Below are 15092 nucleotides of genomic sequence, written 5' to 3' on the forward strand. Positions count from 1 at the left end.
CGGTGTCACCGTGCCCGTCCTGCTCCGTTTCCGCGCTCCTCCTGCCCCGTGTCCGTCCCCGGTGCGGACCGGTTCCGGATCCGGGCGTGAGAAAAGGGGGAGGGGTGCCTCTCGGAGAGAGGCACCCCTCGGCGGGCGGTTCCGGGTTCAGTGGGCCAGCAGCACCAGGACGAGCACGACCAGGGCCGGCACGGTCTGCACGAAGAGGATCTTCCGGGAGGAGGTCACGGCGCCGAACACACCGGCGACGGCGACGCAGGAGGCGAAGAAGACCCGCACCTGAAACCCGACCGGGTCGGCGGCGAACGCGCCCCAGAGCAGACCGGCCGCCAGGAAGCCGTTGTACAGGCCCTGGTTGGCGGCCATCGCCTTGGTCGAGACCGCGAACTCCTGGGACGTGCCGAAGGCGGCCCGGGCCCGCGGAGTGGTCCACAGGAACATCTCCAGGACCAGGATGTAGACGTGCAGGAGGGCGAGCGCGACAACCGCAATCACGGCGAATGTGGACATAGCGGGCATATTACGCCTCGACGCGGGTCCGAACCGGGCGGCACCCGAGCGCCCGCGGTGCGTGAACCGGCATTTTGTTCAGGCCCTTGCCCAACCGTCAAGTCCGGCCCCGCGCTCACCCCCGCCGAAAGAATTCTCCGAGGACGCGGCAACCCTTCCGCCGGCGGCGGCAACTGACGGATGACACCGAGGGCGAAGTGCCCACGGGTCGTCCGATCCGCCGACCGCCGTCGCGCACCGCCCGACCCGGGGCGGGTACGTGAGGGCGGGGCCAGAGCAAGGAGCAGCCCCATGCACGAGACGGATCCCACCGCGAACGGCCGCGGTCGGCGTGCCCGCCCGGCCACCGGCGGTGCGCGGCGTCCCCGTGGGCGTCACCGTCGGCGCTGGACCGCGCTGGGCCTGACCCTGGGCGTGCCCGGTGTGCTCGGCCCCTACCTGCTCTTCGTGCAGCCCGACTCGAAGGCCGCGTCGGTGGACCCCGACGCCTACTACACGCTGGTGTCCGTCCGCAGCGACAAGGCGCTGGACATCCCCGGTGCGGACACGGCCGACGGCGCCTGGGCCCGGCAGATGAACCGCGCGGCCGGGGCCGTGAGCCAGCAGTGGCGGCTGCGTCTGGTGGGGGACGGCTACTACGAACTGGAGAACCACGGCACCCACAAGGTCCTCGGGGTGCGCGGTGGTTCATCTCAGTCCGCCGCCGCCGTCGAGCAGCAGAGCGACCACGCCTCCGCCGCCCAGCAGTGGCGGATGCAGGACGTCGGCGACGGCACGGTGACCTTCGTCTCGCGCGCCAGCGGCCTGGTGCTGGACGTCCGGGGCGGTGGCAAGGAGGAGGGCGTACCGCTCATCCAGTACGGCGACATCGGCAGCACCAACCAGCAGTGGCGGCTGGTGAAGGCGCCCGGCACCGGTGGGTACACCTGGCACAACGCGCAGATAGTCGGCGGCGGGTTCGTCACCGGACTGGTCTTCAACCCCTCCCGCAAGGACCTGCTGTACGCCCGGACGGACATCGGCGGCGCGTACCGCTGGGACGCGGCCGCCGGTCGGTGGAGCTCGCTGACCGACTGGATCGGCGGCGCCGACTGGAACCTGCTCGGGATCGAGAGCCTGGCGACCGACCCGGTCGACCCCAACCGGCTGTACCTGGCCAGCGGCACGTACACCAACGACTGGGCGGGCAACGGCGCGATCCTGCGCTCCACCGACCAGGGGCGGACCTTCCAGCGCACCGACCTGCCGTTCAAGCTCGGCGGCAACGAGGACGGCCGGTCGATGGGCGAACGGCTGGTGGTGGATCCCTCCGACAACCGCACGCTCTACCTGGGCACCCGCAAGAACGGCCTGTGGCGCAGCACCGACTACGGCGTGACCTGGAGCCAGGTCGGCGGCTTCCCCGTCAAGGACGGCGCGAGCAGCGGGGTCGGCCTGTCCTTCGTGGCCTTCGGCCCGTCCGGCAGCAGGACGATCTACGTCGGGGTGGCCGACAAGTCGACGTCGCTGTACCGCTCCACCGACGGCGGCGCCACCTGGCAGGCCGTGCCGGGACAGCCGACCGGGCAACTGCCGCAGCACGGCGTGCTGTCCGGTGACGGCTCGCTGTACCTGACGTACACCAACGCGCCCGGACCGAACGGGGTGACGGCCGGTTCGGTGTGGAAGTACACGCCGTCCACCGGGGCCTGGAAGAACGTCTCGCCGTCCAGCGGCGGTTACGGCTTCGCCGGCCTGGCGGTGGATCCGCAGCACCCGGCCACGGTGATGGTCACCACGCTGGACCGCTGGTGGCCCTCGGACGAGCTGTACCGCTCGACCGACGGCGGAGCCTCCTGGAAGGCGCTGGGTGCGAGCTCGCAGCGCGACGACTCCGCGGCGCCGTACGTGGGCACCGGCATCGGGCACTGGATGGGCGCGCTGGCGATCGACCCGTTCGACTCCGGGCACGTGCTGTACGGCACCGGCTCGGGCATGTGGGGCAGCGGTGACGTGACGGCGGCGGACAGCGGGCGCCCGACGCACTGGAGCATCCCGGCGAAGGGCCTGGAGGAGACGGCGGCGCTGGGACTGGTCAAGCCGCCCGGCCAGCCGCTGATCAGCGCACTCGGCGACGTCGGCGGGTTCCGGCACGAGGACCTGACCAAGGTCCCCGCCAAGGCGCTGAGCGGGCCGCTGTTCACCAACACCACCGGCCTCGACTTCGCCCAGGCCAAGCCGGAGTTCGTGGTGCGGGTCGGCCTCGGCGGCGCGCAGCACGGCGCCTACTCGACCGACGGCGGAGCGAACTGGGCGCCGTTCGCGGCGGCGCCGGTGGGCGACGCGGGCGGCGGGTCCGCGGCCGTCTCGGCGGACGGGGGCACCGTGGTGTGGACCCCGGCGGGTCAGGTGCCGTTCCTGTCGGCCGACCGCGGCGCGTCCTGGTCGGCGGTCCCCGGCCTGCCCAAGGACGCGGCGGTGGTGGCCGACCGTTCCGCGGCGAGCACCTTCTACTCCCTCGTCGGCGGCACCCTGTACGCCTCCACCGACGGCGGGAGGCACTTCGCCGCCCGGGCCACCGGGCTGGGCGGCGGGCAGCTCAAGGCCCTCCCGGGGGTCGCCGGGGACCTCTGGCTCGCCGGCGGGGGCGACGGGCTCCGGCACTCCACCGACGGCGGGGCGAGCTTCCGCAAGCTCGACGGCGTGGAGCAGGCGGTCGGCGTCGGCTTCGGCAAGGCGGCGCCCGGCGCCGGCTACCAGGCCGTCTACCTGAGCGGGAGGGTCAAGGGCGTCATCGGGCTGTTCCGCTCCACCGACGGCGGCTCGACCTGGGCCCGGATCAACGACGACCAGCACCAGTTCGGCGGGAGCGTCATCAACATCGTCTCCGGCGACCCGGACGTCTACGGCCGGGTGTACCTCGGCGGCTACGGCCGCGGCGTGGTCTACGGCGACCCGTCCTGACGGGTCCTGACCGGTCCTGACGGGTCCTGACCGGTCCTGACGGGTACTGACCGGTCCGGTTCGGGGCAGGCGGCACGGCCCGGGCCGCCCCCGAAAAATCCTGTGCCGGAACGGCAACCTTTCCGCCCCCGGCGACCACTGGTCAACGCGACGTCGAGTCGATCCACCGAAGTCGATCCACCGAAATGGACGGGAATGAAGGCAACCAAGCACGCGGCCCCACCGCCGAACCGCAGGCGTGGGCTGATCATGGGCATACCGGTGGCGCTGGTGGCGGTCGGTGTGCTGGTCTTCCTGGCCTTCGCACTGCTGCCGGGCGGCGGCGGCGGCGCCGAGCCGGCCGCCGCCTCCGTGGCGGCCACCGAGCCGAGCACGCCGCCGGGCACCGCCGACCCGGCCGATCCCGCGCCCTCGACGGCACCGCCGTCGAGCACCGGGCCTGCGCCGTCGGCCACCGGCACCCCCTCGCCCTCCGCGACCCGCACTCCCCCGCCGTCGGCCGCCCCGGCCCCCTCGGCCACCACCGGCGGTGCCCGCACCGTCCCGGCCACGGCGTCACCGGCCGGGCGGGTCAAGCCCGGGACGAGCTACCAGGGCGTCGCCACGTCCTACGACGCCGCCGACGGCAACGGCGCCTGCTCGTTCGGGCCTTCCGACGACCTGATGATCGCCGCGATGAACCACACCGACTACGAGACGTCCAAGGCGTGCGGGGCGACCGTGCTGGTCCGCGCCGCCAACGGGGCGAGCATCACGGTGCGGATCGTCAACGAGTGCCCCCTGCCCTGCGCACCCGGGCAGCTCGACCTGAGCCACGAGGCCTTCGGCAAGCTCGCGGACCTCTCGGTGGGCCGCCTGCCGATCACCTGGAGCCTGCTGAGCCCCGGCACGGCGCCCGCGACGATGTCGATCCGGTACAAGGCCGGGTCCTCCCAGTGGTGGTGCGGGATCCAGGTGGTCGGCCACCGGAATCCGGTGGCGGCCCTGGAGGTCCGGTCCGGCGGCGGCTGGCGGCAGTTGTCCCGTACCGACTACAACTACTTCCTCTCCCCCGACGGCAGCGGGTGCGGCGGACCGATCAGGGTCACCGACGTCTACGGGGAGCAGCTCACCGTCGACGGGATCGCGGTGAAACCGGACGTCGTCCAGCCGACCCGCGTCCAGTTCGCCCGGCATTGACCACGTCGCTCGCCCCGCGATCGAGAGAGGCCGCCCGCCGGGGCGACCACCCGCCGGCCCCGGAGGAGGGCACTGCTAGGCTCATGCCGCTTGTTAACGTTCACATTGCAGGGAGAGGGCGACCGGGGAACATGCCCCTCGACGACGCGTCCGCGGAGTTCCACGAATTCTTCGAACGCCACTACGCCGAACTCGCCCGTCTCGCCCACCTCCTGACCGGCGAGACGGACGCGGCCGACGACCTCGCCTCGGATGCGCTGATCGCTCTGTGGCAACGCTGGGACCGGCTCCGCGCGGCCGACCACCCGCTGGCCTACGCCCGCGGGGTGGTCGCCAACATGGCCCGGGCGAGGATCCGCAGCGCGATCCGCGAGCGGCGCCGCGTCCTGCTGTTCTGGTCCCGCACCCCGGAGAAGACCTCGGGCCCCGACGCCGCGGCCGTGCTCGACGTCCGCGCGGCCCTCGCCCGACTGCCGTTCCGCAAGCGGGCGTGCGTCGTACTGCGCCACGCCTTCGACCTGTCGGAGAAGGACACCGCGGCGGCGCTCGGCATATCGGTCGGTACGGTGAAGAGCCAGACCTCGAAGGCGATGGCCGAGCTGGAACGCGCACTCGGCGCACGAGCGGTCGGCGAACTGACGACAGGAAGGAGGAACCGGTGAACGAGCACATCACCCAGCGGCTGCGCGAGGCCGCCGAGGCCCACCAGCCCGACCGGGCGAGGATGTTGGCGCGCGTACAGCGCGGCGTGGCCGGTCCCGCCGTCCGCCACCGCACGCGCTCGGGCCTGAGGTCCTGGCCCAAGGCCGCGATGGCCGCGCTGGCCACCGCCGGCATCCTCGCCACCGGCGGTCTCGCCGTGGCGGGAATCGTCCAGAATCCGACACCGGGGCCCAGCACCGCTCCGGCCGCCCCTTCCCCCACGGTCACGCCGACGCCGACCCCGTCGGCGCCCCCGGCCACCACCGTCCCGGCACCGGCTCCGGCTCCGGCTCCGGCGACCGCCACCCCGACCAGCCCCCGGCCGACCCCGTCGGCCACCGGCCGGGCCCAGAACGGGCCGCTGTGGTCGGAGGGATCGATCGACCCGCACAGCACCGTCTACTGGGGCCAGGACAACCTCCTCCTCAAGACCACCCAGCCGCTCTCCGCGCTCACCGTGGAGCTGCGCGTCGCCCAGACCGGCGACGTACGGGACACCGGAAACTGGCGGACCCTGCCGGTCGACGACTTCACCGTCACCGTTCAGGAGTCCGGCGGCGTACTGGTCTACCGCTGGGTCCTCAAGCCGGGCCGCACGGTACCGGCGGGACAGCACGAGTTCGCCGGCCAGTTCAACCACGCCACCGGCGTGCGGGCCACCGGCGGCGACGGCTACCGCGTCGACGCCCAGTCGGCGGGCGGCAGCGCGTCCGTCTCGGGAGGATTCACACCGACCCGGTAGGGATCCCCGGCGCGGGCCTCGCCCGGCCGGGGGTGCGGCGCCGGCCGGAGGCCCTCCCCGCCCGGCCGGGCCGTCTGCGGCGGACGACGGACGAACTCGGCGGCCGGTGCCGGCTCACTCCTGGGTGAGCCGGCACCGGCCGCCGCTACGCCGGCCCGTCCTCGAATCAGGCGCGGACCAGTCCGGCCTCTACGGCGGGGGCCTCCGGAGCCGCCGCGGCGGCGTCCTTGCGCAGCCCCTTGAGCAGGACGACCACCGCCGTGGTGACCACCGTGCCGGCCACCACCGCGAGCAGGTACAGGAACGGGCTGCCGATCAGCGGGAGCACCCAGATGCCGCCGTGCGGCGCGCGCAGGGTGGAGCCGAAGGCCATCACCAGTCCGCCCGCCGTCATGCTGCCGACGATGCTCGCCGGGATGACCCGCAGCGGGTCCGCCGCCGCGAACGGGATGGCGCCCTCGGTGATGAACGAGGCGCCGAGCACCCAGGCCGCCTTCCCGTTCTCCCGCTCCTCGGGGGTGAACAGCTTCCGCCGGAGGAGGGTCGCCAGGGCCATGCCCAGCGGCGGCGTCATGCCCGCGGCCATCACGGCGGCCATCACCTTGAGGCTGCCGGCGTCCGGGGTGGTGCCCGCGGTGGTGAGCGCACCGGCCGCGAAGGTGTAGGCGACCTTGTTGAGCGGACCTCCCATGTCGAAGGCCATCATCGCGCCGAGCAGCACGCCGAGCAGGACCGCGTTGGAGCCGGAGAGGCCGTTCAGCCAGTCGGTCAGGCCGTTCATCGCCGAGGCGATCGGCGAGCCGACCACCACGAACATCAGGAAGCCGACCACGGCCACCGACAGCAGCGGGATCACCACCACCGGCATGATGCCCCTGATCGCGCGCGGCACGTTCCAGCGGATCATCCACAGCACCAGGAAGCCCGCGGCCAGACCGGACACGATGCCGCCGAGGAAGCCCGCCCCGACCGCCACCGAGACGGCGCCGCCCGCGACGCCGGCGGCCAGTGCCGCCCGGTCCGCGATCGCCCAGGCGATGTACCCGGAGAGGATCGGGACCAGGAAGCCGAAGGAGGTCTTGCCGGTCTGGAACAGCATCGCCGCCCAGCTGTGCGAGGAGGTCCAGTCGAAGTGGCCCAGCACGGACGGCGCGGAGGCGATCTGGTACCCGCCGATGGCGAAGGCCAGGGCGATCAGCAGACCGCCCGCCGCGACGAACGGGATCATGTAACTGACGCCCGTCATCAGGTACTTGCGCAGCCGCTGGGCCCAGTGCCCGCCCGTCGGCGCACTCGCCGCGGCCACGGGGGCGGTGACGGTGGCGGGACGTGCTCCCGGAGCGGCTTCGGCGACCAGTCCGGCGGCGCGGGCGATCAGGTCGTCGGCGTGGTTGACGCCGGCCTTCACCCCCACGTCCACGGTCGGCTTGCCCGCGAACCGGGCGCGGTCACGGACCTCGACGTCATGGGCGAAGATCACCGCGTCGGCGGCCGCGATCGCCTCGGGGGCCAGCACCGTCGTACCGGCCGATCCCTGGGTCTCGACCTGGATCCGCACACCCGCCCGGGCGGCGGCCAGTTCGAGGGCCTTGGCGGCCATGTAGGTGTGGGCGATGCCGGTCGGGCAGGAGGTCACCGCGACCAGCCGCAGCCCGCCGTCGGCGCCGCCCGCCTCCGCAGCGGTGACCGCGTCCGGAGCGGTGGCCGTCTCGGGAGCGGTGGCCGACACTTCCTCCCCGTTGACCAGGGCCGCGACCGCGACCGGGCTCTCGGCATCGCGAAGGGCGCCGGTGAACGCGGGGTCCATCAGCCGCTGGGCCAGCCCCGCGAGGATCTGCAGGTGGGTGTCGTCCGCACCGGCCGGTGCGGCGATCATGAAGATCAGGTCGGCGGGGCGACCGTCCGGGGCGCCGAAGTCCACGCCCCTGGTGCTGCGGCCGAAGGCCAGGCTCGGCTCGGTGACGTGGGGTGATCTGCAGTGCGGGATGCCGATCCCGTCCCCCATCCCGGTCGGGGCCTGGGCCTCCCGGGCGGCGACGTCTGCGAGGAAGCCGTCGAGGTCGGTCACCCGGCCCTCGGCGACCAGTCGCTGGGCGAGGGAGCGGAGGGCTTCGCCCTTGTCCGCGGGGGCGAGGTGGAGATCAACGAGTGCGGGGGTGATCAGTCCGCTGGTTTCGCTCATCGTGTCGGTCCTTCAACTGGTGCCTGACAATGTCCCTTGCCCCCGGGATGGTTCGCCGTTCCGTCCCACACGGTCCGGCGTGCTGCCTCCGGCAGGAGGCGGTTCTCAACCGCCGAGCGGTCGTTCGAGCGGGATGTCCGCCGTCACGACCACGGCGGCCGGGTCCAGATCGGCCGGGGTGGGCATGACGCTCCCCGGCAGTTGTACGGCGGCGGCGCCGTGCGCCAGGGCCGCCGCCAGGGCCCCGGGGCCGGTGCCACCGGCGCCGAGGAATCCGGCGAGCGAGGCGTCGCCCGCTCCCACGTCGCTGCGGACGACGGCGACCGGCGCGCTCCCGTACCAGCTGCCCTCCTCGGCGATCAGCAGCATCCCGTCCGCACCGAGGCTGGCGAGGACCTGCTGGGCGCCGCGCTTGCGCAGCTCCCCGGCCGCGTCCACGGCGTCGCCGACGGTCGCCACCGGGCGGCCGACGGCCTCGGCGAGCTCCTCCCGGTTGGGCTTGACCACGTCGGGACGGGCCGAGAGCGCGGCGAGCAGCGCGGCACCGGAGGTGTCCAGGGCGATCCGGGCGCCACCGGAGTGCACCTGGGCCACCAACTCGGCGTACCAGTGCGGCTCCAGGCCGCGCGGCAGACTGCCGCAACAGGCCAGCCAGTCGACGCCGTTCCCGGTGCCCCGCCCGGCCTCCTGGGTCTCCCTGACGAGGGCCAGCAGCGCGGCCGACTCGGCGGCGCTGAGCTCCGGACCCATCGCGTTGATCTTCGTCAGGCTCCCGCCGTCCTCGGCGATCGAGACGTTGATCCGGGTCTCGCCCGCGATGGTGACCGCCGCGACGTCGATGCCCTGGCGGCGCAGCAGATCGGAGAGCAGCCCGCCGGAGAGGCCGCCCAGCGGCAGGACGGCGGTGGTGCGGTGGCCGGCGGCGGTGAGCGCCCGGGAGACGTTGACGCCCTTGCCGCCGGGGTCGAGCCGGTCGTGCCCGGCGCGGTTGACCTCGCCCGGGGTGAGCGTTCCCAGTTCGTAGGTGCGATCGAGGCTGGGGTTGGGGGTGATGGTGACGATCATGCGCGGATGACTTCCGGTCCGTGGTTCTCGATCTCGGTGGCCTGCTCGTCGGTCAGTCCAGTGTCGGTGACCAGGACGTCGACCTGGTCCAGCGAGCCGAAGCGGGCGAAGTGGCGGGCGCCGTACTTGGAGGAGTCGGCCACCAGGACCACTCGGCGCGCCCCGGCGAGCATGGCCCGCTTGACGGCGGCCTCGGCGAGGTCCGGCGTCGACAGGCCGCCCTCCGGGGAGAAGCCGTTGGTCGCGACCACGGCGACGTCCGCGTGGATGTCGGCCAGGTCGCGCAGCGCCCAGGCGTCGACGGCCGCCTGGGTGCGGTGGCGCAGCCGTCCGCCGATCAGGTGCAGGGCGAGCGCGGGGTGGTCGGCCAGCCGGGCCGCGACCGGGAGGGCGTTGGTGACGACGGTGAGCGCGCAGTCCAGGGGCAGCAGTCCGGCCAGCCGGGAGACGGTCGTCCCGGCGTCCAGGATCACGCTGCCCTCGTCGGGCAGCAGGGCCAGGGCGGCCCTGGCGATGCGCTCCTTCTCCGCCGCGGCCGTGGAGTCCCGTTCGGCCAGGCCGGGTTCCAGGTGGAGTGCGCCGACGGGGAGCGCGCCGCCGTGCACCCGGTGCAGCAGGCCTGCCTTGTCCAAGGCGCTCAGGTCACGCCGGATGGTCTCCTGGGTGACGCCGAAGTCCTCGGCCAAGGTCGGCACGTCCACCCGGCCCCGCTCCTGGGCGAGGTGGAGGATCTGTTGCTGCCGCTCGGGTGCGTACATGTGGGATTGGGTCCGTTTCATGTCCGTTTACGCCTGATGAAGGCAGACCATACGCCCTTCGGACGGAAAAGCAAGTGTTCACTCCGCCTCCGGCCCACTCCCTGAGATGCGCCCGAATGTGTTGACATCCGCTGGCAACCCGGCGTAGAACCAACCGAAACAACACGCCAACGGGCGTGAAACCACAGGCTGCCCGGTCCCCTGCGACTGCCCCCGTACTGCGAGGACCAGGCGCCGACCACGGCGGCCCGCGCCTCACCCTCCGCGCGGGCCGCCGTGCCCCGCTCTCCCGCCGACCCGGATCCCACCCGGGTCGGCGATCGTCTCCTCCCTCTCATCCGTCTCCTCTGTCTCCTTCAAGGACTCCCATGCACTCGATCCAGGTCACCGTCGGCTCCAGCAGCGGTCTGCACGCCCGCCCGGCATCACGGTTCGTCCAGGCTGCCGCCCGACAGTCGGTCAAGGTCACCGTCGGCCGTCCGGGTCAGACACCGGTCGACGCCCGCAGCCTGCTGTCCGTCCTCGCCCTGGCCGCCCGCTGCGGCGAGGCCCTGGAGCTCACCGCCTCCGGCGACGGGGCCGAGGACGCCCTCAAGGCGCTCGCCGAACTGCTCGCCTCCGACCTCGACGCAGCGGCATGACCGACCTGATGCGCGGGATCGGTGTCCGCACCGGCAGCGCGGCAGGCCCGGTCGCCCGAACGGCGCCCGTGCCGTCGCCGCCCGCACGGAGGGCGGTCGCCCATCCCCCGGCCGAGGCCGCCGCGGTCCGCGCCGCCTTCCCGGCGAGGGTGTCGGGGATCTGAGCCGGATCCGCCCGGCGCCGGTGGGAACGCTCCGGCGCCGGGCGGACGACCGCCCCGCCGACGTCCCGGTGATGCGTCCGGCGGACCGCCGAATAGCACCGAAATCGAACAAGTTAACGTTCACACCGCCGGGGATTCACCGGTCGCCCGCATTCCGCCCTGCCAGTTCATGGATCATCACCGGTCGGCCGAAGTGATTCACGGACCGTTCACGGCACACCGGAACTCACCCCTGCCTGCAGCCGTCAGAATCGATGACGGTTAAACAAATCCCCCCAGGCAGGGAAAGGAACGGCAATGTCCTTGGTCAGGAGGGTGATCGGCGCCACGGCCGTGGCCCTCGTGGCCGTGCTGGGCCTGTGGGTGCTGTCCCAGACCGCGTCCGCCCTCACCCGGGAGGAGCGCTGCCCGCGGATCGTCGCGGAGGCGAAGCTCGCCGAGGAGGCGGCGCTCCCCAAGTGCGCGCCCGGCCTCGGCTGGACCCGGCACCGGAGCATCGAAGTACCCCGGTACCAGAGGGAGTTGCCCCCGGCCCTGTTCGACGACGACGACGCCGACCCGTCGCCGGCCGGCGTCCCCGCCCCGCCGCACGGGGCACGCAGACAACCCAGAACCGCGGTCCTCCAGGTGTTCCGCTGCTGATCGGCACCGACCGCGCCCGCACGCTCACCGACGACGGCGGCACCCCGGACGGGTGCGCCCGCCGTCCCACATCCCGGCAGCTCACGACGGCCCACAGCAGTGCTCCCGCCTGCCACCGCCGCCGCGCTTCGCGCTGCCACCGCACCGAGCGAGCAGGCCCGGTCCCGAAGTCACCGCTCCCATCCGACTTCCGAAGGGCCCGAGGCACCGACATGCAAGGATTCATCGACCACGCCCGCACCTTCCGCCGGCACGCCGCCCAGAAGGCCGCCGCCTTCGGGCGGCTGGCCGAAGGCCAGAGCCCGCAGGCACTGTTCATCACCTGCTCCGACTCCCGCATCATCCCCTCCGCCATCACCGGCGCCCGGCCCGGGGACCTCTTCGAGATGCGGACCGCGGGCAACATCGTCCCGCCGCACCGCCCCTCCGCCCCTTCGGCCGAGGCCGCGACCATCGAGTACGCGGTCGAGGTCCTCGGGGTCGCCGACATCGTGGTCTGCGGCCACTCCCACTGCGGCGCCGTGGGCGCCGTCGTCCGGGGCGACGACCTCACCGGTGTGCCCTCGGTGCGCGACTGGCTCGCCGACGGCACCGCGCTGACTCCCGCCGGGGAACCGAGCCACGACCTGGCCGCGCCGGTCCAGCGCCACGTGCTGGACCAACTGGAGAAGCTGCGCACCCACCCGAGCGTCGCGCGCCGGGTCGACGGGGGCCTGCTCGGCCTGCACGGCTGGTTCTACGAGGTGCACACCGGCGCCGTCCTCACCCACCGCCCCGGCACCGACGTCTTCCTGCCGCTGTGACCCTGCGGCCCACCACCCCCGAACTCCCCCGGATGAGGGCTCCCATGCGCTTTCGCACCCCCAGTCTTCCCACGCTCACCCGCGACCTGACCGCGTCGGTCGTGGTCTTCCTCGTCGCCCTTCCACTGTGCGTCGGGGTCGCCGTCGCCTCGGGCGTACCCGCCGAACTCGGCCTGATCACCGGCATCGTCGGCGGCCTGGTCACCGGCCTGCTCCCCGGCAGCAGCCTCCAGGTCAGCGGCCCGGCGGCCGGGTTGACCGTCCTGGTCGCCGAGACCGTCCAACGGTTCGGCCTGCCGGCCCTCGGCCTGGTGGTCGCCGCCACCGGCCTGCTCCAACTGCTGCTCGGCGCGCTGCGCTGGGGCCGGTGGTTCCGCGCGATCTCCGTCGCCGTGGTCGAGGGCATGCTGGCCGGCATCGGCCTGGTCATCATCGCCGGCCAGCTCTACGCGATGGCCGGCCGGTCGGCGCCCGCCGGCGGGATCGACAAGCTGCTGGGCCTTCCCGGCCTGCTGACCGGCCTCCTCTCCTCCCCCACGGCCGGCTACTCCTTCGTGATCGGTGCCGGCACCATCGCGGTGATCGTGCTCTGGCAGCGGCTGCCCGCCAGGGCGCGCGCCGTCCCGGGCGCGCTGGTGGCCGTGCTGCTCGCCACCGCCGCCGTCTGGCTGCTGCACCGCCCCGTCAAGAAGGTGGAGGTCAAGGGCCTCCTGGACACCATCCACCCGCCCGGCAGCGGGGTGCTCGACCAGCTCACCCCGGCACTGCTCGTGACGGTCGTGGCCTTCACCCTGGTGGCCTCGGCCGAGAGCCTGTTCAGCGCGGCAGCCGTCGACCGGCTCCACGACGGACCGCGCACCGACTACGACAAGGAGCTCATGGCCCAGGGCGCGGGCAACGCGCTCTGCGGCGCCCTCGGCGCCCTGCCGATGACCGCGGTCATCGTCCGCAGTGCCACCAACGTCCAGGCCGGCGCCAGGACCAAGGCCTCCCGCGTGCTGCACGGCGTGTGGCTGCTGCTCTTCGCCGCGCTGCTCCCGGCGGCCCTCGGCGTCATCCCGGTCGCGGCGCTCGCCGGGGTGCTGGTGCACGCCGGGTTCAAGCTCCTGCCGTTCAAGCAGTTCGGGCCGCTGTGGCGCGAGCACCGGGCGGAGGCGCTCGTCCTCGCGGCCACCGCCGTGGCCATCGTCACGGTCAACATGTTCGAGGGCGTCCTGATCGGCCTGGGCCTCTCGGTCGTCAAGTCGGCCTGGGAGACGTCCCGCCTGCACGTGGACACCGAGGAGCAGCCCGGCGGCGTGGTCCGGGTCCGGCTGACCGGCAACGCCACCTTCCTCCGGCTGCCCAAGCTCCTGGACACCCTCGAAGCACTGCCGGCCGACCGCGTGGTGGAGCTGGACCTCACCCGGCTCCGACACCTGGACCACGCCTGCCAGTCCGCGCTGGCCACCTGGACCGAACGTCACAACACCCGGGCCCCCGAGGCCGTGCGGCTGATCCCGGCACTCGCCGGTCCGGCCTGATCCGAGCACCCGGGACGCGCCGCCGCACCACAACCCCGGTGCGGCGGCGCGCCGTTCGGGCGGGCGCCCTTCCTCCGTGCTCCTCCGTGTTCTTCGTGTTCTTCGTGTTCTTCGTGTTCTTCGTGTTCTTCGTGTTCTTCGTGTTCTTCGTGGATCGGTGGGTCCGGTCAGGCGGGGGCGAGCAGGGCCGACGGGTCGAGCGCTGCCACCGGCCGGACGCCGCCGACCGGCCGGCCACCGCCGGTCGCCGGCTCCCCCGCGAACCCGATGAGCAGCCGCGGATCGACTCCAGCCAGGGCCAGCGCGGCCGCGGCCACCGGGACCCGCGCCCGGTTCGCCCCGTCGGCGATCTTCACGGCCACGGCGCGGCCGTCCGGCAGCGCGGCGACCTGCACGCCCTCGAAGCCGTCCTTGGCCAGCAGCCCGGGTACCGCGCGCATCAGCGCGGCCACGTCCCGGCCGGCGCCGGAGGCCATCTCGGGGTGCCCGCGCAGCGCGTCCGCCACCCGGAACTCGGGCGTCCCGGGCGCGCCGGTGGCGATGCGGGCGGCGGCGCGGGCGAGGCCGTGCAGTGAGACGGCGAACAACGGGGTGCCGCAGCCGTCGACGCTGACCCGCGCGATGCGTTGACCGGTCAGTTCCTCGACGACCCCGGCGATCACCCGCTGGAGCGGGTGGGTGGCGTCGTCGTAGTCCACCAGTGGCCAGCCGTTGAGCCTGCAGAGGTAGAGCATCGCGGCGTGCTTGCCCGAGCAGTTCTGGGCGAGCCGGGAGGGCGGGCGGCCCTCCCGGACCCAGGTGTCGCGGACCGCCGGGTCGTACGGCAGGTCCGGGACGTTGCGCAGGTCGTCCTCGGAGAGGCCGGCGAGTTCCAGGATCCGCCGGGCTCCGGCGAGGTGGCGCTCCTCACCGGAGTGGCTGCCCATCGCGAGCGAGAGCAGTTCGCCGTCGAGCGGCAGCCCCGCCCGGACCATGGCGACGGCCTGGACCGGCTTGAGGGCCGAGCGCGGGTAGCAGGCGGCCTCGACGTCGCCGAGCCGGAACCGGACGTCGCCGTCGCCGCCGAGGACGACGACGGAGCCGTGGTGGATGCCCTCGACCACTCCGCCGCGGGTGACGTGGGCGACGGGCGCGTGGCGGGGCTCGCGGATCGCGGGTGCGTCCGCCTGGGGACTGCTGAACATGACTGCCTCGATCGGTGGTGGATGTGCCGGAGACCTCGCGGGGAGGAGGCCGGG

Annotated in this window: 13 protein-coding genes; 8 read left to right on the forward strand and 5 right to left on the reverse strand. The window is 73.5% G+C overall.

What is annotated here, in order from left to right:
* Positions 1-147: 147 nt before the first annotated feature.
* A complete protein-coding gene (locus ACFWIS_RS27475; RefSeq protein ID WP_380463034.1) occupies positions 148-510 on the reverse strand; it encodes a DUF1304 domain-containing protein in 363 nt (120 codons plus the stop codon).
* A 291-nt stretch (positions 511-801) separates the two neighbouring features.
* Between ACFWIS_RS27475 and ACFWIS_RS27480 the strand changes: the two genes are divergently transcribed.
* The 4 genes from ACFWIS_RS27480 to ACFWIS_RS27495 all read left to right on the forward strand — a co-directional run bounded on the left by ACFWIS_RS27480 (position 802) and on the right by ACFWIS_RS27495 (position 6076).
* Positions 802-3453: an RICIN domain-containing protein gene (locus tag ACFWIS_RS27480; protein WP_380463031.1), complete on the forward strand. Its 2652-nt coding sequence runs from the start codon at positions 802-804 to the stop codon at positions 3451-3453.
* A gap of 195 nt (positions 3454-3648) precedes the next feature.
* The gene (locus tag ACFWIS_RS27485; RefSeq protein WP_380524024.1) at positions 3649-4632 is read left to right on the forward strand and encodes an expansin EXLX1 family cellulose-binding protein; all 984 of its coding nucleotides are present in this window, start codon (positions 3649-3651) and stop codon (positions 4630-4632) included.
* Between the two features lie 131 nt (positions 4633-4763).
* Complete coding sequence (locus ACFWIS_RS27490; protein ID WP_380463026.1) at positions 4764-5294, forward strand: SigE family RNA polymerase sigma factor; 531 nt, start codon at positions 4764-4766, stop codon at positions 5292-5294.
* The gene (locus ACFWIS_RS27495) at positions 5291-6076 is read left to right on the forward strand and encodes a hypothetical protein (protein WP_380463023.1); all 786 of its coding nucleotides are present in this window, start codon (positions 5291-5293) and stop codon (positions 6074-6076) included. The genes ACFWIS_RS27490 and ACFWIS_RS27495 overlap by 4 nt, the downstream gene beginning before the upstream one ends.
* A 166-nt stretch (positions 6077-6242) precedes the next feature.
* Here ACFWIS_RS27495 and ACFWIS_RS27500 read toward each other — a convergent pair whose 3' ends face one another.
* From ACFWIS_RS27500 to ACFWIS_RS27510, 3 genes are all read right to left on the reverse strand, one after another.
* Entirely contained in the window at positions 6243-8258 is a 2016-nt protein-coding gene (locus ACFWIS_RS27500) for a fructose-specific PTS transporter subunit EIIC (RefSeq protein WP_380463020.1), read from the reverse strand.
* A 105-nt stretch (positions 8259-8363) separates the two neighbouring features.
* Positions 8364-9323, reverse strand: a complete 960-nt coding sequence (pfkB, locus tag ACFWIS_RS27505; protein WP_380463018.1) for a 1-phosphofructokinase — start codon at positions 9321-9323, stop codon at positions 8364-8366.
* Complete coding sequence (locus ACFWIS_RS27510; protein WP_380463015.1) at positions 9320-10081, reverse strand: DeoR/GlpR family DNA-binding transcription regulator; 762 nt, start codon at positions 10079-10081, stop codon at positions 9320-9322. The genes pfkB and ACFWIS_RS27510 overlap by 4 nt, the downstream gene beginning before the upstream one ends.
* A 368-nt stretch (positions 10082-10449) precedes the next feature.
* On the opposite strand from ACFWIS_RS27510, the gene ACFWIS_RS27515 reads away from it, so the two are divergent.
* From ACFWIS_RS27515 to ACFWIS_RS27530, 4 genes are all read left to right on the forward strand, one after another.
* Positions 10450-10722, forward strand: a complete 273-nt coding sequence (locus ACFWIS_RS27515; protein WP_380463012.1) for an HPr family phosphocarrier protein — start codon at positions 10450-10452, stop codon at positions 10720-10722.
* A 461-nt stretch (positions 10723-11183) separates the two neighbouring features.
* Positions 11184-11528 (forward strand): hypothetical protein, encoded by a 345-nt coding sequence (locus ACFWIS_RS27520; RefSeq protein WP_380463009.1) that lies wholly within the window; start codon positions 11184-11186, stop codon positions 11526-11528.
* Between the two features lie 212 nt (positions 11529-11740).
* Positions 11741-12331 (forward strand): carbonic anhydrase, encoded by a 591-nt coding sequence (locus tag ACFWIS_RS27525; RefSeq protein WP_380463006.1) that lies wholly within the window; start codon positions 11741-11743, stop codon positions 12329-12331.
* 44 nt (positions 12332-12375) lie between these two features.
* Positions 12376-13854, forward strand: a complete 1479-nt coding sequence (locus ACFWIS_RS27530; protein ID WP_380463004.1) for a SulP family inorganic anion transporter — start codon at positions 12376-12378, stop codon at positions 13852-13854.
* A gap of 167 nt (positions 13855-14021) precedes the next feature.
* On the opposite strand, the gene ACFWIS_RS27535 is transcribed toward ACFWIS_RS27530, so the two are convergent.
* Positions 14022-15038: an asparaginase gene (locus ACFWIS_RS27535; RefSeq protein WP_380460312.1), complete on the reverse strand. Its 1017-nt coding sequence runs from the start codon at positions 15036-15038 to the stop codon at positions 14022-14024.
* Positions 15039-15092: the final 54 nt, after the last annotated feature.

The sequence above is a fragment of the Kitasatospora sp. NPDC127060 genome (genome assembly GCF_042724935.1).
In the GTDB taxonomy this organism is placed as follows: Bacteria; Actinomycetota; Actinomycetes; order Streptomycetales; family Streptomycetaceae; genus Kitasatospora.